This is a genomic window from Burkholderia sp. ABCPW 111, assembly GCF_000773065.1.
Classification (GTDB): domain Bacteria; phylum Pseudomonadota; class Gammaproteobacteria; order Burkholderiales; family Burkholderiaceae; genus Burkholderia; species Burkholderia savannae.
Genome location: NZ_JPWT01000055.1, coordinates 25041 through 45623, shown reverse-complemented (window position 1 = coordinate 45623; position 20583 = coordinate 25041). Strand labels below are relative to the sequence as shown.

Annotated in this window: 14 protein-coding genes; 10 read left to right on the top strand and 4 right to left on the bottom strand. The window is 61.9% G+C overall.

The window, feature by feature from the left end; genetic code table 11:
* Nucleotides 1-2: 2 nt before the first annotated feature.
* A complete protein-coding gene (locus tag X946_RS35040) occupies nucleotides 3-224 on the bottom strand; it encodes a hypothetical protein (protein ID WP_156440057.1) in 222 nt (73 codons plus the stop codon).
* A 299-nt stretch (nucleotides 225-523) separates the two neighbouring features.
* Here X946_RS35040 and X946_RS30655 point away from each other — a divergent pair, with 299 nt between their 5' ends.
* The gene (locus X946_RS30655) at nucleotides 524-745 is read left to right on the top strand and encodes a hypothetical protein (protein ID WP_226377267.1); all 222 of its coding nucleotides are present in this window, start codon (nucleotides 524-526) and stop codon (nucleotides 743-745) included.
* Between the two features lie 708 nt (nucleotides 746-1453).
* Nucleotides 1454-4498, top strand: a complete 3045-nt coding sequence (locus tag X946_RS08695; protein WP_038745894.1) for an ATP-binding protein — start codon at nucleotides 1454-1456, stop codon at nucleotides 4496-4498.
* 400 nt (nucleotides 4499-4898) lie between these two features.
* Here X946_RS08695 and tssH read toward each other — a convergent pair whose 3' ends face one another.
* Nucleotides 4899-7565: a type VI secretion system ATPase TssH gene (gene tssH, locus X946_RS08690; protein WP_038745892.1), complete on the bottom strand. Its 2667-nt coding sequence runs from the start codon at nucleotides 7563-7565 to the stop codon at nucleotides 4899-4901.
* A gap of 483 nt (nucleotides 7566-8048) precedes the next feature.
* Between tssH and X946_RS08685 the strand changes: the two genes are divergently transcribed.
* The 8 genes from X946_RS08685 to X946_RS08650 all read left to right on the top strand — a co-directional run bounded on the left by X946_RS08685 (nucleotide 8049) and on the right by X946_RS08650 (nucleotide 16936).
* On the top strand, nucleotides 8049-9116 hold the full coding sequence (locus X946_RS08685; RefSeq protein WP_038745890.1) for a TagK domain-containing protein: 1068 nt from the start codon (nucleotides 8049-8051) through the stop codon (nucleotides 9114-9116).
* A 19-nt stretch (nucleotides 9117-9135) separates the two neighbouring features.
* Nucleotides 9136-9942, top strand: coding sequence for a type VI secretion system accessory protein TagJ (locus tag X946_RS08680; RefSeq protein ID WP_038745888.1), 807 nt, complete (start codon nucleotides 9136-9138; stop codon nucleotides 9940-9942).
* Complete coding sequence (gene tssE, locus X946_RS08675; RefSeq protein ID WP_038745886.1) at nucleotides 9929-10447, top strand: type VI secretion system baseplate subunit TssE; 519 nt, start codon at nucleotides 9929-9931, stop codon at nucleotides 10445-10447. Before X946_RS08680 ends, tssE begins: the two co-directional genes overlap by 14 nt.
* Nucleotide 10448: 1 nt before the next feature.
* Nucleotides 10449-12329 (top strand): type VI secretion system baseplate subunit TssF, encoded by a 1881-nt coding sequence (gene tssF, locus X946_RS08670; protein ID WP_038745884.1) that lies wholly within the window; start codon nucleotides 10449-10451, stop codon nucleotides 12327-12329.
* Nucleotides 12326-13375 (top strand): type VI secretion system baseplate subunit TssG, encoded by a 1050-nt coding sequence (tssG, locus tag X946_RS08665; RefSeq protein ID WP_038746270.1) that lies wholly within the window; start codon nucleotides 12326-12328, stop codon nucleotides 13373-13375. Before tssF ends, tssG begins: the two co-directional genes overlap by 4 nt.
* An 18-nt stretch (nucleotides 13376-13393) precedes the next feature.
* The gene (locus tag X946_RS08660) at nucleotides 13394-14464 is read left to right on the top strand and encodes a type VI secretion system protein TssA (protein WP_038745882.1); all 1071 of its coding nucleotides are present in this window, start codon (nucleotides 13394-13396) and stop codon (nucleotides 14462-14464) included.
* A gap of 61 nt (nucleotides 14465-14525) precedes the next feature.
* The gene (locus X946_RS08655) at nucleotides 14526-15542 is read left to right on the top strand and encodes a fimbrial protein (RefSeq protein ID WP_038745880.1); all 1017 of its coding nucleotides are present in this window, start codon (nucleotides 14526-14528) and stop codon (nucleotides 15540-15542) included.
* Between the two features lie 26 nt (nucleotides 15543-15568).
* Complete coding sequence (locus X946_RS08650; protein WP_038745878.1) at nucleotides 15569-16936, top strand: GlcNAc-transferase family protein; 1368 nt, start codon at nucleotides 15569-15571, stop codon at nucleotides 16934-16936.
* On the opposite strand, the gene X946_RS08645 is transcribed toward X946_RS08650, so the two are convergent.
* Both X946_RS08645 and X946_RS08640 read right to left on the bottom strand, forming a co-directional pair.
* Nucleotides 16829-20278 carry an RHS repeat-associated core domain-containing protein gene (locus X946_RS08645; RefSeq protein ID WP_038745876.1) on the bottom strand — a complete coding sequence of 1150 codons (3450 nt, stop codon included), beginning with the start codon at nucleotides 20276-20278 and terminating at the stop codon, nucleotides 16829-16831. The two genes, X946_RS08650 and X946_RS08645, sit on opposite strands and share 108 nt — an antisense overlap.
* 13 nt (nucleotides 20279-20291) lie before the next feature.
* Nucleotides 20292-20561, bottom strand: coding sequence for a PAAR domain-containing protein (locus X946_RS08640; RefSeq protein ID WP_038745875.1), 270 nt, complete (start codon nucleotides 20559-20561; stop codon nucleotides 20292-20294).
* Nucleotides 20562-20583: the final 22 nt, after the last annotated feature.

Genomic DNA, 20583 nt, shown 5'->3' with positions numbered 1-20583 from the left:
AATCACGGTAGCGCGCGTTGCATGTCTTCGTCGCTCGTTCGAACTTCGGCCTCGACAGCGCCGCGCTTTTCTTCTTCGACATTGCATCGAATTCCTGCGAGGAGCCGGATATCGGACAACTCACGACACACTTCGCGCCCTCGCACAGCCATGCCCGCCATCCGCATGGTCATCAATTTGCGATATTCGGAATGCCGACGACGAATGACCGATGCCGTCGTCATCGATCGACAACACGTCGTGATTGGCCGCGGCCTCTCAATAGAAATCAAATTCCGGCCGCTTTCTCGCCGCACTCGACTTACATGGCCTCGCACGCGCATGAGATTAATACAAATACGCCTCGCTTCACACTCATTTTTTGTTTTGTCCAATACACCCTCGGATATCGGGTCCGTATATTTCGATCATTCAACTCGATCGATTCACACCATGCCCGGTCGTGCCCAACCCGATTCCATTCGACAAAACTCGAATCATAACCAATCATTTGCGCACGCCAACGCACCTCGACCGGAGCTGATTGAGTCAATCTTCCGAGGTCTATCCGATGTCAAACTCACAAAAGGTTGCATCCATAATGCTCGATTTTTCAGCTCTACCGGAGGAGGAGAGGCGAGAATTCCTGGTGCTTCTCAACAATTTCATATTCCTCTCACCTTCCGCGCGACGCAAGGCGCAGGCCGAATGGAAGGAGATTGTCAAAACCGGAACGGTGTTGCGCGCCGGCAGCGCCAAATGCTGAATTTCGTCCTCGTCGCACTTGCGGCGAAATATGCGGTTCGCGCTTTACGTCAACGATGCCGGTAGCACGCGAATGGTCGAGCAATCCAAGTCCGGCCCGAGCGACGTAACATGAACGCGTCGAGAACGTCGGCCGAATTTCAGGGGTTTGCGCGATAATCCATGTCGGCACCGACCTCCCATGAAGGCTCCAGGAGACGCGAACGCGCAACACCGAGCGCGACGGACCGTTGCGTGGCCGCCGCCATTCGAGCAAAGCCGACCGACGGATCATCCCGCCTCCGCATAGCCTCCCCGCCGAACGACACGCTTCGGCGAACGCTCCACGCGCCCGCCGGATCTTTGCGCCGCGTTGCCTGCGTGAGACTCGATCGCTGGCCAGACAGTTCGAAAGGCAAGAGAGCGCCGGTCGGCATCAGCTCATAAAATTCGACACGCCGAGTAGCCTCGCCATCACGGCAGGCATCACAGCAGCCTATTCATCATACTTTTGCTCTTTCGTCATTTCTCGCGTCGACCGCCGAATATTTCAAATTTCTTTCATTTCGGAAATACGAATTACAAAAGATCGATGCCGTGAAAGGGAATAGTATACGGAGAGATTCTATTGTTTATCCGGGAACGCTAGCGAACGGAATATTCGCAAAAAATCTCAATCGAGTATCCGCATTCCCGATCTCGTCTCGCACGCCCAAGTCAACGCCTCGATATGCCAGGAAAACTGAAGAAACTGCTGATCCAGCCATTCAAGCTGAGTCACCGCAAAGCGCTGTTCGACCCGCGAAAGATGCTGACGTACCAACGTCTACTCACCTATGGCGGCGCGCTCGGAGTATCTGTTTTCATCCTGTTTTGCCTGCTGCTCGCGATCCGAATGGAGGCGATGGACTACGTGTCGAACGCACGCTACGAATTTCTGATCCAGCAATCTAAACTTACAATAAAATTACAAATTCGACGTACGGCGCTCATGCGTGCGGTGATGCATGCCGAAGGCCTGTGGAACAGACACATCGAACCGTCGCCGGAATTGCTCTCGAGCTTCGACGCGCACCAAGGCCATGCCGTCCTGTACACGCCGCAAGGCGCGCCGGCTGCGCTCGCCCTCGGCATACCGGCGCCGGATCGCCCGGCGAGCACGTTTGCGCCGTACCTCGCGCTCCTGGAAACGCAACTGCTGATGGGAGACGGTCAATCGCCGCTGCCGGACGACCGGGTCGAAGGCTACTCGTTCTCGCCCGACGGCACCTACCTCTCGCTTCTGTGGTCCCGCGAAGATCAGTCACCCGAAGCATTTCTGGAATCGCATTCGGCGTCCATGGTGATAGGCGACGCGATGCGCGACATCCGCTATCTTCGCGACGCAAGCGCCATCATCCCGCTGCGCGCGGATCGACGCACCGTCTGGCTGCCGCCGCACCCCGATCCGCTCACCGGCAAGTCCATGATCCGCATCGTCCAGCCAGCCATCGACGCGACCGGGAAACTATTCGCAATCTATGTGCGCAGCCTGCCGCTCGACATGTTTTACAGCAACCTGAACGACGCGTCGGCCGGCAGCACGTTCACCATCGTCGATCGCAAAGGCAACGTCATCATCGGTTCGTCGAACCAGTCCGGCGCAAACGGCGGCGTGACGGATTCCGCGTTGAGCATCCGGTCGCTCGGCGATGGATTCGACGGTCTCGTCGAACGTTACCAAGACGGCATGTTCGTGACCAGCGATCAGTTGCCCGGCACCGACTGGGTGCTCGTCCACGCCTATTCGTGGAAGACGATCGCGGCCGCAATGATGCCCCGCTTCGCGCTCATGACAGGGCTCGTAGCCGGCATCATCGGCATGCTGTGGCTCTTCGCGATCCAGTTCGATCGCAAAGGCCTCGTTCCCAATTACCGCCGCGCCCAGCGACTGCTGGAAAGCGAAGTGCTCAATCGTACGATCCTGCGCACCGCGCCCGTCGGGCTCGGCCTGCTTTCCGCCCAGGACGGCAGCGTTCTGCTGCAGAACAACGCGATGCTCGAACTTTCGGCGCGCACGAGCGGCGAACCGCTGCACATTCGGCTCTGGAAGGCCTATCGATACGCGACCGGCCGCCCCGACAGCGAGGACGGCGCGCTGCTGCAACACGATCTCGCCATCGAGCGCGACGAAATCAATCCGATCTACCTGCAAGCCAATGTCGTCGCCGCCCGTTATCGCGGCGCGAACGTTCAGCTCTGCACGCTGCTGGACATCTCCCTGCGCAAAGAAAGCGAGCTGAAGCTGGAGGAAGCACGCATCGCGGCCGACCAGGCGAACAAGGCCAAGTCCACGTTCCTGGCCACGATGAGCCACGAAATCAGAACGCCGCTCAATGCGATCATCGGCAATCTGGAATTGCTGCGCAGGTCGCAGCTTTCCATGCAGCAGAGCGAGCGCCTTCAGGTGGTTGAATCGTGCTCGAACGCCTTGCTGCACATCATCAACGACATACTCGATCTTTCCAAGGTCGAATCCGGCCAGATGACGCTCGAGAACATTCCGTTCGATATCCACGCGCTCCTGCAGGATATCGTCGACGCATATGCGCCGCTCGCCGAGTCGAAGGGCCTTGAACTGCTTTCGAGCGTCGGCGAGGGCGTCGCGAACTACTACTCCGGCGACCCGACGCGCATCCGCCAGATACTGTCGAATTTGATCGGGAATGCGATCAAATTCACGGATAGCGGACATATTTCCATCGATGTCCATCGTGCGAAGGCCGGGCCGGGCAATTCCGCCATCGAGATCTGGGTCAGCGACACCGGCATCGGAATCCAGCCGGACCGCATCGCAACGTTGTTCGACGTTTATACGCAGGCCGATGCGTCGATTCATCGTCGCTTCGGCGGGTCGGGCCTCGGATTGCCGCTATGCCAGCGACTTGCAACGATCATGGGCGGCTCGATCGAAATCGATAGCCTGCCGGAGTTCGGCACCACGGCCACGGTGATTCTGCCCTTGCACGAGGCCCGCCAAGCGGCGGCCATGCCGAATATGCCGACCGCGCCGCGCCGCAATGCGTCAACGCACGCTCGCGCGTCGCTGCACGTCCTGGTCGCCGAGGACCATCCGGCCAATCGCGCGCTATTGCGCGATCAGCTCGAGGCGCTCGACCATCGGGTGGACGTGGTCGAAAACGGACGCGACGCTTTGCGCGCGTTCAGCGAGCATCAGTACGACGCCGTGTTGACCGATCTCGGCATGCCCGAGCTCGACGGCTTCGGATTCGCGATGTTCGCCAACAAGATGCGCGCCGACGTTCCGATCATCGCGATGACCGCTCACGCGACCGCCGAAGATTATCAGCGGTCGAAGAAGGTCGGCATCGCGGAAATCGTCCTGAAGCCTTTGTCCTTGAACACCCTGGACAAGGTACTGCAACGGCACGCCGCGCGCACGGCGGTAGCGGAAATCCGCGCCGACACCGCGTCCGCTCCGGTCAACGCCGAGCTGCGGATGCGCACATTGCCGCCGGCGGTCGCGGCGGCCTTGCGCACCGCAACGTTGCAGTCCATCGACAAGATCGGTCAAGCGCTCGCATCGCGCGATTTCAAAACGGTCCGAGAGCAACTTCATTCGATCAAGGGAGGGTTCGCGCTGACCGGAAACCGCTTTCTCATCGCCCGCTGTTCCGCCGCCGAGGAGATCGCAGAAATCGAGGATCTGGACACGCTGCGCGCGGCGTGGCGAACGCTGGAATCCTTGCTCTTGGATGCGTTGGAGCGCTTGTAGGACGATGGTTGCCCCGCATATGCGCCACGCCGGCCGCAACCGGCACGCACCGCGCGAGCATGATCGACCCGCGATCGACCCGGAGCGCGCGGCGCCGACGTTCGATTTCATTGCGCGCGACACCGAAAACGACCGGCTGAACGCACGACACCGCTGCCGACAGGATTGCGCGCGAACGCCCTCGACATGCTAGCCGTGCAACCCGCCGCGTACACGTCCTGTCGCACCGCTCCCCGCATCGACGGCGCAGCTTGGGCAATGAATCGTCAGCGGTGAGACACGGGTTGGCGGCCCCGCCAACCCGTCATTTTTTCTCCGGGTTCGATTCGTTCGACGAAGCAAGTGCTTGCAACCTAACGCCGAGCATCTCGCTCGGCGTGTGCCGCGCCGATCTACCGATCTACCGATCTTGCGCGTCGCCGTGAAGCGCGTGCACGGCAAACGCTTCCGCAGGAACCGCACCGGGATCGGTGATTCCGAGATCGATGCTCGCCAGCACGCGCTTGGACGACAGCGAATCCAGCCAGTGCTTGGCGAGCAGCGGCAACACATGTTGCTCGATGAAGCCGATCAGCAAGCGAGCACCCGTTTCTTGCACGAGGCAACGATCGACGATGTAATCGACGACGTTGTCCGAATAAGTCAGGCGGACCGCCTGATTCTCGACCATTCGCACCACTACCCGATCGAGATGTAGCCTGACGATGCGCGATAGCGTCTCCTGTGCAAGCGGACGGTAGGGCACCAGCGTCACGCGGCCCAGAAAGGCGGCGGGAAACGTCTTGAGCAATTCCGGAGCGAGTGCGGCGCAGAGCGCGTCCGCATCGGGAACGCAAGCCTCGTCCGAGCACAGTCCGGCCAAGAGTTCGGAACCCGCGTTGCTGGTGAGGAGAATCGTCGTGTTGCGGAAGTCGATATATCGGCCGTCGCCGTCCTCCATGTAGCCCTTGTCGAACACCTGGAAGAACATCTCGTGCACGTCCGGATGCGCCTTCTCGATTTCGTCGAGGAGAACGACCGAATAGGGACGCCGGCGCACGGCCTCGGTCAGCGCGCCGCCCTCGCCATATCCGACGTAACCCGGCGGCGCCCCCTTCAGCCCCGATACCGTATGCGCCTCCTGATATTCGCTCATGTTGATCGTGATGAGATTCTGCTCGCCGCCGTACAGCGCCTCGGCCAGCGCCAGCGCCGTCTCCGTCTTGCCGACGCCCGACGGCCCCGCGAGCAGAAACACGCCGAGCGGCTTCTTCGGGTCCGTCAATCCGGCGCGCGCCGTCTGCACCCGATCGCAAATCTGATGCAGCGCGTCCGGCTGACCAATCACGCGGGCAGCGAGCGTATCGGGCAACGCACGCACCGCGGACACTTCGTCCGTCACCATCCGGCCGACCGGAATGCCGGTCCAGTCGGACATGATCTCTGCGACGATCGCTTCGTTGACCTCGGGGAAAACGAACACGGAATCGCCCTGCAAATTCGAGAGCGCCCGCTCCAGCTCGCGCAGCGTGTCGATCGGCCGGTCCGCATCGTTGCCCGCCGCTTCGCGTGCGCTGAGCAGAGCCTGAGCCGCGTCGATCTGCTGCCGCCAGCAAGCATCGATCGCTTGCTCTCGCACTTCGAGCGCGGCGATTTCCTCGCGAGACGCTGCGAGCGCGATCTCGTCGCCAATGCCGATGCGCTGCTCGCCGTCGAGCAATTCGAGCCGCACCCTCGCCGCTTCCAATCTTCTACGGACGTCCTGCAGCTCGCGCGGCGGCGCATGTTGCGACAGCGCGACGCGCGCGCATGCCGTATCGAGCAAGCTGATCGCCTTGTCCGGCAGCTGACGGGACGGAATGTAGCGATGCGACAGCTTGACCGCCGCGCGAATCGCCTCGTCCAGCACGACAACGCCGTGATGACGCGAGAAGGTTCGCGTCAGTCCTCGAACCATGTCGACCGCAGCAGCCTCATCGGGCTCGGGAACCTGCAATACCTGGAAGCGGCGCGTAAGCGCCGGATCTTTTTCGATATGCCGCTTGTATTCCGCCCACGTCGTCGCGCCGATCGTTCGAAGCGTGCCGCGTGCGAGCGCGGGCTTGAGCAGGTTCGCGGCGTCTCCGGTGCCCGCCTGACCGCCCGCGCCAATCAAAGTGTGAATCTCGTCGACGAACAAAATGACGGGCTGCGTCGCCTTTGTTGCCGCTTCCAGCACGCCCTTCAGGCGCGCCTCGAATTCTCCCTTCATGCTCGCGCCTGCCAGAAGCGCGCCCACATCGAGACTCAGCAGACGCACATCGGCTAGCTTCGGCGGCACATCGCCATCGGCGATCGCGCGCGCGAGCCCTTCGACGACGGCCGTCTTGCCCACGCCCGCCTCGCCTGTCAGCAGCGGGTTGTTCTGGCGGCGGCGCAACAGGACGTCGATCATCGTTCGAATCTCCAGCTCGCGGCCGACAACGGGATCGATCTGCCCCGCTCGCGCCCGCGCGGTGAGGTCCATGCAATACTGCTCGAGCGGGGAACCGGCGCCCTTCTGCTGCAACGCGCCTGACGCCTCGCCAGGGGCCACCGCGCCGAAATCGCTGTTGTCGTACGGCGTCTCGCTCGCTTCCGGCGAACCGTCGATCCACGCAGGCAGCATCGCGTCGAGATCGTCCACACGAATCTTGCCGAACGTCGGCGAAATCGATAACAGCACGCGCCTCAACTCCGGCGTTTTCAACAAGGCAGCCAGCAGCCACGCGCCTCGAATCCGGCGATCACCGAAGTCCAGCGTCGCCAGCACCCACGCGCGCTCGATCGCCGCCTCGATATGGTGCGAGAAATCGCTAATCGAGCTCGCGCCCGCCGGCAACTCATCGAGCGCGCGCACCATGTCGCGATCCAGTGCGCCGATGTCGATGTCGCAGTGACGAGCGATTCGCTGAATATCACCGTCAGCGGCCTGAAGAATCTGATGCAGCCAATGCACCAGTTCGACGTAGGGGTTGCCGCGAAGCTTGCAGAACGCCGTCGCCGACTCGATGCTGCGAAATAGCGAATGGCCGAGCTTGCCGAAAAGTGCCTGTCTTGAAACTGTCATGTCTCGATCGTGAATTCGTGAATATGCGAAGCCTGCATGCAAAACCGGAAAATCGCGTCCCGCTTCCGGTTCCGTCTCGTGCAAGCGCACTCGCCGGGAAAGGCACGACATTAATCGCGACAGACGATGAAGCTCAATGAGACGAGTATTAAATCTCGAGCTTCTTATCACTCATTGAAGTCATGGCAACAGATGCGCCGGTGCCGGCGCGAGGCCCGCGGTGACCGCCCGTCACAAGCATCCGGACTTCAGCAGCGCGATCTCGCGCCGCGCATGCTTCGCTCCTTTTCAAACGTATGCAACATCCGGGCAAATGCAATCTCGATAATCACCCGCTTTTAGAACTATTCTCATATGTTGAAAATTCGACCCACGATAAGATCGGCGTGTCTCGCTTGATACCCAGGACCGCGCATCCCGCATGAATCGGATGCGCGCCGACAAGCCGCCAATCGGGCAGCTCGCGCCCGCCGCTCAATCGTCATGTCGAAAAACGGCTCACCACTGGAATCGGATCGCTCGCGACACGCTTTTGCGCATCACGAAGAATCGGATATATCGACGCCTCTCGTCACGCTCGCACGCCACGACGGGCGCGATGTCTCGCCTTTGCAGCAACATGCGATTGGCGCAGCCGGCTGCGCCTATTTCGTGCAGACGAACCGATTCGCTGCGCCGGATGCATGCATCGGCATCCTGAACGACAGCATCGTATTCGCAGCCGATCCCGATGGCTCGCTCCGGATGGAAAACCATTGCGCTCAAGTCGATTGTCGCGTCAATGGCGAGGCCGTCGCTTCCGGTGCCGGCCGGCATCTCGAGCATGGCGACGTCATCGCCGTCGCCGCCGCTGAATTGACCATTCAAGGCGGCGCACGCTCGAGCGAGCAGCCTGCGTCCCAGCCGCCGCCCGTCGATCTGATTGCGCTCGGCAACGCGTTGCCGCGAAGCGAACCGGCGCATTTCGCGGATCTCGCGGAATTGGCCAATTTGCCCGTAGCGCCACATCCGTATGGCCGCGCATCGGCGGGCGGCGCCGCGCCGCTTGTCATTCTCGACGAAGAAGCGCTCAGCGACCCGGCGCCGCCCGCGCTCGATTCGACGGACATCGATCCTTTGGCGCATTTGCTGGCTGAATACCGGCACGCGCTGATCCATCACGAGCGCTCATACGCCCATGAGCTCAAGTCGATCGAGCGTCCCCACATTGCCGCCCCCGTTCCCGACGACCCATTTCTGGACGCGCCGGGCCGCTACCGCCAGGGATCGTTGCTGGGCGATCTGCTGGGCAATCGGCAAAACATCGACTACGTGCTGGACGAGATGAATCCGTTTCGCGCCGAAGAGTTGTTTGCCGAAGAAGAGCGACACGACGTGCTGCTCCTGCTCGCGCCACTACGAAGGAAGAAAGCACATTTCCCGCAAGCGGCGCTGCTTGCCAGGCACGAGCATCACTTGATGAGCGTGGACAGTCACTTTCCGACGCTGACCGCCGAAACGGACATCCAACAGGAAGAACCGCATGACGAATCGATCCGAATCTCCGCATAACTCCGATCTGCACGACGAATTGCTGCACGACGCGCTGCGTACCCGGTCTTTCGAAGAAATCAAGGCGCGTACCGTCGAAGCGGTCCGAAAGCAGCCATCCGACACGCGGGAACGCTGGCTATTGTTTCAGTTGCTTTGCATCGACGGCGCATGGGATCGCGCGCTCAAGCAACTGCAAACCTGGGCTCAACTCGAACCGCAGGGCGAGGCGCGTGCGCAACTGCATCGCGGCTTGATCCGATGCGAAATGTTCCGGGCCGACGTGTTTGCGGGCAAGCGAACGCCGGGGTTCATCGACGCGCAGCCCGCCTGGGTCGATACGCTCCTCGAAGCCAATGGGAAGCTCGGCGCAGGCGACGTCGCAGCCGCCGATGCGCTGCGCGAGGCCGCGTTCGATTCCGCACCCGTCACCTGCGGGGAAAGCGCCGAAATGGGCCGCTTCGCATGGCTGACCGACAGCGACTCGCGTCTCGGTCCGATCTTCGAAATAGCGGTTGCGGGCGGCTATCGGTGGATTCCGTTCGAACAGCTGAAGTCGATCACGTTTGCGCCCGCCGGTACGCTGACCGACCTGGTCTGGCGTCCGGTCACGGCACTCATGCTCGATGCCACGGTTCTCCGCGGCTATGCGCCGACCCGCTATCCGGGATCGGAAAGCGGCACGACCGCAATCCGTCTGGCCAGCGAGACGACCTGGAGCGACATCGGCATCACCAACGTCGTCGCTCTCGGACAAAGAACGTGGACCACCGACCAGGGCGACTGGGGCATGCTCCAGATCGGCGGATGCCGCTTCACGGGCGAAGGCGACGATGCGGCATCCTGAAGGACGGCATCGGGCCGCATACCTTCCCTCGCTGCTCGACCGGCTGCAAGACGACGCGCCGCATTCCTTCAGCGAATCGCCCGACGCCTATGCGCCGAGCGCCGACGAAATGCGTCGCATCGTCCAGCGAGATCTGAGCCTGTTGCTCAACACGAGCAATCTGGACGACGAGGTGGATGCCGGCCGCTATCCGCTCGTTTCGGCGTCTGTCGTCAACTACGGCGTGCCGCCGTTGTCGGGCAGCTACCTGCACGACCGGAACCGGGAAGCGATCGATCGCCTCGTGCGCGCCGCGATCGTCCATTTCGAGCCGCGCCTCATCGCGGACTCCCTGGCGATCAGGCCGCTCGCAGCGCGACAGGGTGCCAGCTACAACAAATTGACGTTCGAAATCAGCGCGCTCGTGCAATGGTCGCCGTATCCGCTGGAGTTGCGCATCCAGAGCACGTTCGACCTCGAGTCGAATCGAGTCACGCTCGACAAGACCACGCTCAACGGAAAATGATATGGACCCGCAGTTTCTCGATCATTACAACCGCGAATTGACCTACATGCGGGAGTTGTCCGCGGAATTCGCGGCGCAACACCCGAAGATCGCGCGCCGGCTCGGCATGCAAGGCATCGAAGTGGCGGACCCATACGTGGAACGACTCATCGAGGCGTTCTGCTTCATGTCCGCACGCACGCAACTCAAGCTCGAGGCCGAGTTTCCTCGCTTCACGCAACGCCTGCTCGAAGTCACCTATCCGAATTACGTTGCGCCGACGCCGTCGATGGCTGTCGCGCGCCTGCGTCCAAGCTTGCGGGAGGGCGATTTCAGCAAGGGGTTCAAGGTTCCGCGTCACAGCATGCTGCGCTCGTCGATCCCGCCCGGCGAGCAGACCGCATGCGAATTCCGCACCGGCCAGGACATCACGCTCTGGCCTATCGAGATCGCCGGCGCGACGCTGACCGCCGTGCCGCCCGATCTTCCCGATCTTCAGCGCAGCCTGCTGCCGCACACGAGGCTGCGCGGCGCGCTCCGGCTGCGCGTGCGCACCGTCGGCGAAATCAAGTTTTCGCAAATTACGGGACTCGATCGCCTCTCGCTATATATCGGCGGCGACGAACGCATCGCCTCCCATCTCTTTGAATTGATTCACGCGAGCAGCGTCGCGTCGGTCGTGCGCGCGCAGGGCGCCGCGCGCGGCGAAGGCGTCGTCGTTGCGAAGAACGCGGTCGATTTCGAGGGCTTGTCGCCCGATCAAAGCTTGTTGCCGCTCGTATGGAACACGTTCCATGGGCACAATCTGCTGCACGAATACTTCACCTGCCGTCAGCGCTTCTATTTCTTCGCGCTGACGCAATTGAACGCCGGCTTGTCGCGCGTCGACGGAAAGGAAGCCGAAATCGTGCTGTTGCTCGATCGCTTGCCTGACGAGCTCGTCACGCACGTCGAGGCCGCGCGCTTTCTCCTATTCTGCGCACCCATCGTCAATCTGTTCCCGAAGCGAACCGACCGTGTGGAAATCAATCGCGCCCAAACGGCTTTCCACCTGATACCGGACCGCACCCGCCCGCTCGATTATGAAGTGTTCTCGGTATCGCGCGTGTTCGGGCAAAAAGCCGAAACGTCGACGGAAGTCACCTTCAATCCGCTCTATCAGACGCTGCATAGCGACATCGGCAATTACGGCCGGTATTTCTCGATTCTGCGCGAACCCAGAACGACGTCGACCAACGCGCGCAAGTATGGAACGCGCACGCCATACGTCGGAACGGAAGTCTACGTGTCGCTCGTCGACCAAGCCGAAGCGCCGTACGCCGACGACATTCGTTACCTGTCCGTCGACGCATGGGTCACCAACCGCGACCTTCCCCGATTGATCCCGCGCAATGGCGTCAACGATCTGACGATGCAAGACTCCGTACCGATCGAAGGCGTGAGCCTGGTTCACCCGCCGAGCGCGCCGCGCGAGCCATACGCGACAGGTGAAACCGCATGGCGCCTGATTCGCCAGCTCAGCTTCAACTACATGCCGCTTGCCGAGCTCGACCACCGCGACGGCGGGCAAGCGTTGCGCAACATGTTGCGCCTCTTCGTCGGCACGAGCGAACGCGAGCAGGCCACGCAGATCGACAGTCTGGTCGGCGCGCGCACGGAGCCGGTCGTCCGGCGTCTGCCCGGTCACGGATTACTGGTTTACGGGCGCGGCGTCCGATGCGAACTGACCGTCGACGAAAGCGGCTTCTCGGGGTTGAGCCCATACCTGTTCGGTCTCGTGCTCGAGCAGTACCTCACGCGCCACGTCTCGATCAATGTTTTCACCGAGACTGAGCTTCGCTCGATGCAACGTGGTCTTGTCACGCGATGGAAACCGCGAATGGGCGGAAGGGGCGCGGTATGACGGCTCAGCCGCCCGCCACCCAGCCCGTCGACGCCCGCTCGCCGCTGCATCCGGATGCACTGCGGGCATGGTTCGATCCGCAAGCGCCGTGGCGCGCCGGCTTCCTGAGCCTGTTGCGCGCAATCGCCGCGCGCGATGCGCGAATGCCTCTGCCCGGAACCGCGTGTCTTCCGAGGGAAGAGCCGTTTCGCATCGGACAACGTCCGTCGATGGCCTTCGCGCCGCGCGAGATCGCATCGCTCGACGTGCAGCGCGGTCGTCTCGACATTCAGCTGTTCGGTCTCGGCCTGTGGGGGCCGCAAGGGCCGTTGCCGCTTCACATGACCGAGCTCGCGTACAACCGCGCCGAGAGCTATCAGGATCACGCGATCGCGCATTTCTCCAATCTCTTTCACCACCGCGCGCTCGCGTTGTTCTATCGCGCGTGGGCGTCGTCACAAGCAACCGTATCGCTCGATCGCGCCGAGCGCGAAACGTTCTCGTTCTATATCGGCAGCCTGATGGGCACCGATCCCGAAGAAGCCGCGCGCACGCACCCGCCCACGCACGCGCGATACGCCGCATGCGCGCATCTCGTCCGCGAGGCGCGCAATCCGGACGGAGTGGCCGCTACGCTGTCGCATTACTTCGGCGTGCCGATCGTCGTCGACGAGTACGTCTTCCACTGGATCCGGATTGCGGAGCCTGAGCGTTGCCTGCTTGGCGCGCGCGCCGCATCGACCGTCATGGGCGAGGGCGCGCTGCTCGGCGACATGGTTCCCGATTGTCAGCACAAGTTCCGGCTGGTCATCGGTCCGCTCGATCTCGACCAATATCTTCGCCTGACGCCGCACGGCAACGATCTGCCTACCCTGGTCGATTGGGTGCGCGCCTTCATCGGCCACGAATACGACTGGGAGATCAAGCTGCTCGTCAAGCCGCGCGCCGCACCGCCCGCCCGCACGGACACCACGCACCGTCTCGGCTATTCGACCTGGCTCGGCGAATCGAGGGACGGCAAGCCGGTCGTGGGCATGGTGTTCGAGCCGGAAAAATACTGTTCCTGATCTGGAGATTGCTCCTCGATGAATGCCACCATATCCGCTGCAACGCTGCGCTACGCAGATCTTCTCGCGCCCGTTTCGCAGGACGCGCCCTGCGGGCCGGACCTCGAATACGATCCGGCGTTCGTGATGCTGCAATCCGCGATCGCACCGAAGAAAGACGCGCAATATGGCGAGTTCGTCGAAGCGCCTCAGCCCGCAAACTGGGCGGAGGCCGAACGCGATTGCCGCGCGCTGCTGCTGCGCACGAAGGACATTCGGCTCGTCGTGATCCTGACGCGATGCAGAATCCGGCAGAGCGGCGCGGAGGGGCTGCGCGACGGCCTCGCGCTACTCAACGAGATGCTCGCACGTTACGGCGAAGCGCTACACCCTGTCCCGTTCTTCGAAGGCGAACGCGATCCCGTGGTCTATGCGAATGCGATCGCAACGTTCGCTGACCCCGATGCAACGCTTGCGGATATCCGGGAAATTCAGTTGCCCAAGGCAAGCGGCCTGCAGTTGCAGCTGCGCGACATCGAGAAGGCGCTCGCGGTGACGCGCGTGAAAGACGCACTCGCGCCCGAATCGGCCAGCCGGCTACTCAAGGAATGGTGGAACCGGCGCGACAAGACGATCGTCGCGCTCGCCGAAGCCCAGCGCATCGTGGCTGATTTGAGCGCCTCGACCCGTGAATCGCTCGGCGAGGACGCGCCCGACCTGTCCGGTATCGCGAAACTGCTGTATCCGTTTGCACAGGCGCAACTGGAATCGCCGTATTCGGCGAACGCCGCTCAACCGCAAGGCGATGCGAAGCCGGCGAACGGCGACGCCGCGCATTCGCGCGCCGCCGATACGTTCGGCCCGGCAGGCGATGCCGGCACGCAAGCGCCCACTGCATCGCCGATCGCAAGCCCGCAACCGCCAATGGATCGCTGGGGCGCGCTGGCGGCCATTCAGGCGACGCGCCTTTGGTTCGAGCAGAACGAGCCGAGCAGCCCGGTGATCGTGCTGCTGCGCCAGTCGGAGCGGATGGTCGGCAAGCGCTTTTCGGAAATCGCCAATGCGATTCCCGCCGAACTGCTCGCGCGGTGGGATGCGGTCGACGTGTAAGTCGGCAGCCAGACCTGTCGGCTTTGCTTCCCCCTCTTCCAGGCTTGTTCTCGTTCACTGCATGAAAACATCACTCTCGGCACTTTTTCTCTTCGTCACGATTCTTGCCTCCTCTTCCGGGGCATTCGCAACTTGCCGCGTTCTCAGCGATAAAAATATCGAAGACATCCAGAACAACGGAAGAGACGCAAGAAAACACACGACGTACAACGTCTCCTTTGGTTCAACGACTATCGACGTCGATCCCGATCTTGCGATCGGCGAGATCATCGCCGAAGGCAAGAGCGAATCCTACAACGCGTTCGCGTTCATCTGGTGCACGGTACCGTCCGGCACGATCAACTTCGATCTGACATCGTCGTCTACGGAAATAGCGGATCACGTTTTTCAAACCAATGTTCCGGGAGTCGGGTTCCGTCTCACTCAAGTTCGCGTAGTCGGCAGCCCGCCCGAATCGCATTTGCCCTATAAGAACCCTTGGAGCGATGTAAAGGACAACTATATCTCGATGCCGCCGGGAGCCATATTTCGAGTTCAACTGATCAAGACGAGCAACGATATTCCGAGTTTCTCGGAAGTTCAACTCAGCGGGAATATCGGCCGCGTCTCGGGCGACGATGGTCAAGCGGTCATCAGCATCATGGGCCGTAACGTATTCCTTCGGGTGCTCCCTAGCTGCCAAGTCGACAGCAGGACGCTCAACGTCGACTTCGGCCAATTCGGCCCGCGTGACATCAAAGATGGGGAGGGCCCGACGAAACCGGTGCAATTCAAAGTGCTTTGTTCCGGGCCGACGCCTCCCGAGTCGATCGTCGCCACATTGCAGGCGACCCCGGACAGCGACGACCCGAGCCTGATCCAGAACACGGGCGCGCAGCACCTGGGAATCCGTCTGCGCGACAGGGCGACCCAATACATCCTGAAGCCGAACGATCCCAACAGCGGGTTCCCAGTCAAGCCCGATGCTCCAATGGAACACAGTTTCGATCTCGAGGCGACCGTGCTGCGCACCGGTACTCAAGCACCCACTGCGGGGAAGATCGACGCAACCTCCGTTATCACGCTCACCATTCTCTGACATCAGCAATAAGCAGACACGACACCATGGACCAGTCAATTTTTGTCCAAATGGCGAGCTATCGAGATCCTCAACTGATCCCGACGCTGGTCGATTTGATCGAACGAGCGGTTCGCCCGGAAGCATTGCGTATCGTCGTGTGCCGACAATACACGTTGCATGAAACCGTCGGAGAATTTTTTGCGCACGGCTTTTCGCAATGGCGCACCGACACGAGCGGTCGATATCCGATCCACACACTGACTTATGCCGGCGCATCGATCGAACTCATCGACGTACCTCACCACGAATCACAAGGCGCCTGTTGGGCGCGCAACCTGATTCAGCAACATTACAACGACGAGCGCTACACGCTGCAGCTGGACTCGCATCATTGTTTCGTGGACGGATGGGATGACCAAGTGATCGAGATGATCGAATCGCTCCGTCCGTTCAGCCGAAAGCCGGTTCTCACCGCCTATCTGCCGGGTTACCAGCCCGACAAACCGCGCGAAACGGTCGTCACCCCTCACGAGGCGCCGCGGATCATGTATTTGCACCGTTTCACCCCGGAAGGCATCGTGTTGTTTCGCTCGAAAGCCATTCCGAACTGGGAGAAGAGGCGACATCCCGTTCCGGCGCGCTTCTACAGCGCGCATTTCGCATTCGCCGACGGGCATTTCTCGACGGCGGTGCAACACGATCCCCACCTGTTCTTCCTCGGCGAGGAAATCTCCATTGCGGCACGCGCGTTTACGCATGGATACGACCTGTATCATCCGCATCGCGTGATCGCATGGCATGAGTACTCGCGCAAGGAACGCCCAAGGTTCTGGCAAGACCATACTGCCGAAACCATGGCCAATGGAACGGTCAAGCAGAACTGGGAGGAACTGGATTTTCGCTCGCTCGCGCGCACCCGCGCGCTACTCGGCGTCGACGGCACACCGCGCAACGGCATCGAATTCGAACCGTACGACTTCGGCACGGCACGCACGCTCCGCGATTACGAAGCTTACGCCGGCGTCAGCTTCGCGCATCGCGGCGTTCAGCAAGCGCTCATCGATGGACTCATACCCGAGCACGGCGCGACCGCTTACGCATCCGAGGAGGAATGGAAAGCGACGCTCAAACGGGCACACGACATTCGTACTTGGGCGCACCAAAGCCGGTTCAGCGACGTCTTGCCACGACTCCATCGCTGTGAAATATCCGCACGCGATACGGACGAATTCCCCTTGCATACCGAGACGATTGATGCAGGCGAATTCCGCCGACATCAATCGCATGAATGGTTCGATCGGCACCTAGTATTCACGACCGAACTGAATCGGCTCCCGGCGGATTACTTGATCGACTTCTTCGATGCCTCCGGTCAGTTGCTTCGACGGATCAAGCGATCGATCCGAGCATGACGCCGTGTGCCGACCCGCCGGCGGGCGGGTCAGCGGCACCGCGCGCCCCGTCGGATTGCACGCGATCAGCGGATTGGACACATAACGATACGGGCTCGTCCCAGCTTCCGCGGCACGATCGGGGCTCAAATAGCGGCCGGCGTCGGGATCGTAGTATCGTGTCCCGTTCAGATGCAAACCGATTTCGTCATCCGCGTAATGTCCTGCGAACCGTAGCGGCTGGCGAACCTGGGGCTGCAGCGCGGTCGGCGGAGCCAACGTACCCCACGCCTTATAGCGGCCGCTCCACGCGAGCACGCCCGCTTCGTCGGTCAGCGTAACGGCGGTACCTGCAGAATCCGTCTGATAGTGGTACACGCGCATCGGTTCAAGCGTGCCGTCTTCGTTGCGCTTCTGGTCCGCGCACGCCAGCGGCGCATAGCCGACGAGGCCGTCGTCGGCCGGCTGATACAGATAGGTCCGGACCGCTGCCTGCGTCGATTCCTGCAACAGGCGCTCGCCTTCCCAGACATAACGCGTGTCGACCGTACGCGGCTCCGAGCGGAGCGGATCTGTCCGCAAGTGCTCGACGCACTTGCGGACACGGCGCCCCAGCGCGTCATATCGCAACCGCACGCACACCTGCCGCCCACGGACTTCCATCAGCCTGCCGTCGGCGTCCCACGTGAATGACTGCTCGTCCGCCGCGCCCTGCTTGCCGGTCACGTTGCCCCACACATCGTATTCGTAGCGATAGCCGCGGCATTCGCGCAGACGGTGATCGGGATAGACGACGGCCTCCCATCCGACACGCGGCGTTTCGAGCAGATTCCCTGCTGCGTCCCACGTAAAATATTCGATACCGAGCTCGTCCGACACCGACCTGAGCAAGCAGCCGCGACGGTCATAATCGTAGTACGTCCGTCCGTCGAAGCGATCGTCCACCTGAACGAGATTGCCGGCGACGCTGTACCGGAATTCGCGCCAACGTTCGACTTCGCCCGCCCGCATTTCGTTGTCGGGCGTCCGGATAACCGTCATCGCGAACCAGCGCTCGAGCGAGGACGTCGGCGTGAAAACCGAACGCAAGTACAGCTCGCCCTGAGAACGCAATACTTGTCTCCCCAGCTCGTCATAACGTAACGCGGCAATCCCGCGATTCTCGCTGCCGCTCGCCAAACCAATCAACACGACGCGCCCGGCATCGTCGCGCTCGAGCTTCACGACATGCCCGTGCGCCAGAATCACGGCGCCGGGCCTGCCCGCCTCGTCGCGTTCATGGCGAAGCGTACCGCTCGCTCCGTGCTCCGCCGTCAGTCGTCCTGACTGATCGTATTCGAAACGGATCGTATCCGGCTCGACGCCGATCGCTTCGCCCGCGTCGGTCGGCAGGCAGCCGACGGTCTCGAGCCACCCCTTGCTGGTATAAGCGTAGCGATAGCGCGCATGCTCGGTCTCGCGGCCGATCAGGCGACCCGCCGAGTCATGTGCAAACGATTCGAGACGAGTCGACGAACCGGCATTGGTCGTGATCTGCTGGAGGCAGCCGGCCATCGTATAGTCGAACGTGCGTGTTACGCCATCCGCATCGATGATCGACGTCAACCGGCCGATCGGGTCCCACGCCAGCATCTGCACCGCGCCGTTCCCGCTCACGGTCCGGATTCTGCGGCCGTGCGCATCGTATTCGTGTGCAGTCACGTTCCCCTCCTCGTCGGTCGCGCGCACAACGCAGCCGTGCTGGTCGCGATGCCAATATCTGGTCTGGCCGTCGGGCCCCGTCAACAGGGTCGCTTGCCCGCCTGCGTTCCAGACCAGGCGCTCGCAGCGGCCATCGGGCAAAGTCACGGTCAGCGGACGCCCGAGCAAGTCGGGCTCGATCTTCGTCGTTCCACCGAGCGGATCGACGATTTCGACGACATGGCCATTTTCGTCGCGGCGGTAGATCGTCGCGCCACCGTGCGCTTCAACCTGGCGGATCACGCACGCCCATCGGTCGTATTCGACGGTGACCGCGCCATGCTGCCCGGATGCATATGTGTGAATCTCGCCGTCTTCGTGCTCCGCGTAAGCAATTTGCGTGGCCCCTCGCGACGGTGATTGCCGATAAACGGGGCGCAGCAGATCGTCATACCGCCACAGCCACAGCTGACCGTTACTCGTGCGAATCGTGATCGGCTCGCGCGTCGCGAACGCATAGATCGTCGAGCGCTCGCGATCGAGCGAATCGATTTCTCGCGTGATGCGGCCGAGGTTGTCGAATGTCATGCGAACTCGACGATCGCCCGGCAATTCAAGCTCGGTCGGCCACCCGGCGCCGTCATAGCCGAACGCATGGCGTCGGCCGTCGAAATCGACATATGCCAGCACGAGCCCATGATCTCCGAACTGCCAATGAGCCGTGTGACCAAACACGTCGGTTGCCTGGCTGTCAGGCTCGTCGAAATTGTATGTGCAGCGCTCATGGGCGCCGCGGCATGTCATTCGCTCGACCACTCGTGGCGTGCCGTCGATCGTCTGCCATGCATAACGGGTGGTTTGTCCGAGCGAGCCAACCTCTTCGACGATCCGATCGTTCTCGTATGCGAAGCGGCGCACGACGTCGCCGATACGATTACGCACGCTGGTCAAGCGGCCATCGTCGTCGTAGCCGTACCGGACAAGAAAACCGGTCGGGCCTCCGTCGACACACTCGATGCCGGTCAGTCGGGAGCCGTTGCGATCATAGTGCATCTTCAGTTCGTGACCGCATGTACCTCGCATGCGCTGCAGGCGGCCGTGCGTATCCCAGATGCAACCGATCCGCTCCTTGCGAAGATTTTCCATGTACTTCAACCGCGCGACGCCCTCCTCGTCGAATTCACCGAACACGCGGTAGTGCGGCGTGAGGTCGGCAACGACCATTCGCCCATCGGACAAATGCGCGAAGTGCAGTTGCTCGGACGACACGATGATCTGTGCGCCGCAGCGCGGCATCGGCAGCGTCAAAACGCGGCCCTGATCGTCGGTATAGATCAGCCGCTCTCCGTCTCGGCGCAGCGTGACCTCCCATCCAGTGCGCCAGCCGCAACCTAGCGGCCCCGATTCCTTCAGTGCGCTCGAGTAAAAGCGCGCCCATGAGATGGGCAACCGGCCGGGCAAAGTGAAGTCGATTTCATCGTCCGCGAGGCAAACCTTGTTGCCCGACTTCATGTCGACGGAGCGGCACAGCAGCCCGGACAGCGCACGCTCGACGCCATGGCGCGCCCCCCAGTTCCCCGGCTGATGCCGATAGCGACCGATTGCCGGAGCGACGCCCACCGATTCCATCAAGTTGCCTTCGAGACCAGCCAGCACGCCGGCCAACCCTCCAATACCACTCATGTCAGCGCCCCCTTCACGAGCCGATAAAGACGTCGCCCGATCCCGAGACGACTGGCGCGCCACATGAGGTCACGCTGGCGACGAATGCCGCAGGCAGGTTGTTGATGAATACCGTTCCCGATCCCGCAGCAATCGCCTGCGCGGACGCGTGCAGCGCGCATACGGCAACGCTGCCCGCTACGTACGCGGCCGAAATCCCGTTCGTGAAGACGTCGCCGGAACCGGTGACGATCGCGCCGCCGTGGCCGATCGCGTCGCCTACTCGGGCAGCTGGATTGCTCATATTCGTAAATCTCCTGCAGGAA

Bases quoted from the DNA above. Each gene is read 5' to 3' on its own strand.
- tssF (WP_038745884.1), top strand. From the start codon at position 10,449: ATGGACCCGCAGTTTCTCGATCATTACAACCGCGAATTGACCTACATG.
- X946_RS08685 (WP_038745890.1), top strand. From the start codon at position 8,049: ATGTCGAAAAACGGCTCACCACTGGAATCGGATCGCTCGCGACACGCT.
- X946_RS08695 (WP_038745894.1), top strand. From the start codon at position 1,454: ATGCCAGGAAAACTGAAGAAACTGCTGATCCAGCCATTCAAGCTGAGT.
- tssG (WP_038746270.1), top strand. From the start codon at position 12,326: ATGACGGCTCAGCCGCCCGCCACCCAGCCCGTCGACGCCCGCTCGCCG.
- tssE (WP_038745886.1), top strand. From the start codon at position 9,929: ATGCGGCATCCTGAAGGACGGCATCGGGCCGCATACCTTCCCTCGCTG.
- tssH (WP_038745892.1), bottom strand. From the start codon at position 7,565: ATGACAGTTTCAAGACAGGCACTTTTCGGCAAGCTCGGCCATTCGCTA.
- X946_RS08645 (WP_038745876.1), bottom strand. From the start codon at position 20,278: ATGAGTGGTATTGGAGGGTTGGCCGGCGTGCTGGCTGGTCTCGAAGGC.
- X946_RS08660 (WP_038745882.1), top strand. From the start codon at position 13,394: ATGAATGCCACCATATCCGCTGCAACGCTGCGCTACGCAGATCTTCTC.
- X946_RS08650 (WP_038745878.1), top strand. From the start codon at position 15,569: ATGGACCAGTCAATTTTTGTCCAAATGGCGAGCTATCGAGATCCTCAA.
- X946_RS35040 (WP_156440057.1), bottom strand. From the start codon at position 224: ATGACGACGGCATCGGTCATTCGTCGTCGGCATTCCGAATATCGCAAA.
- X946_RS08640 (WP_038745875.1), bottom strand. From the start codon at position 20,561: ATGAGCAATCCAGCTGCCCGAGTAGGCGACGCGATCGGCCACGGCGGC.
- X946_RS08655 (WP_038745880.1), top strand. From the start codon at position 14,526: ATGAAAACATCACTCTCGGCACTTTTTCTCTTCGTCACGATTCTTGCC.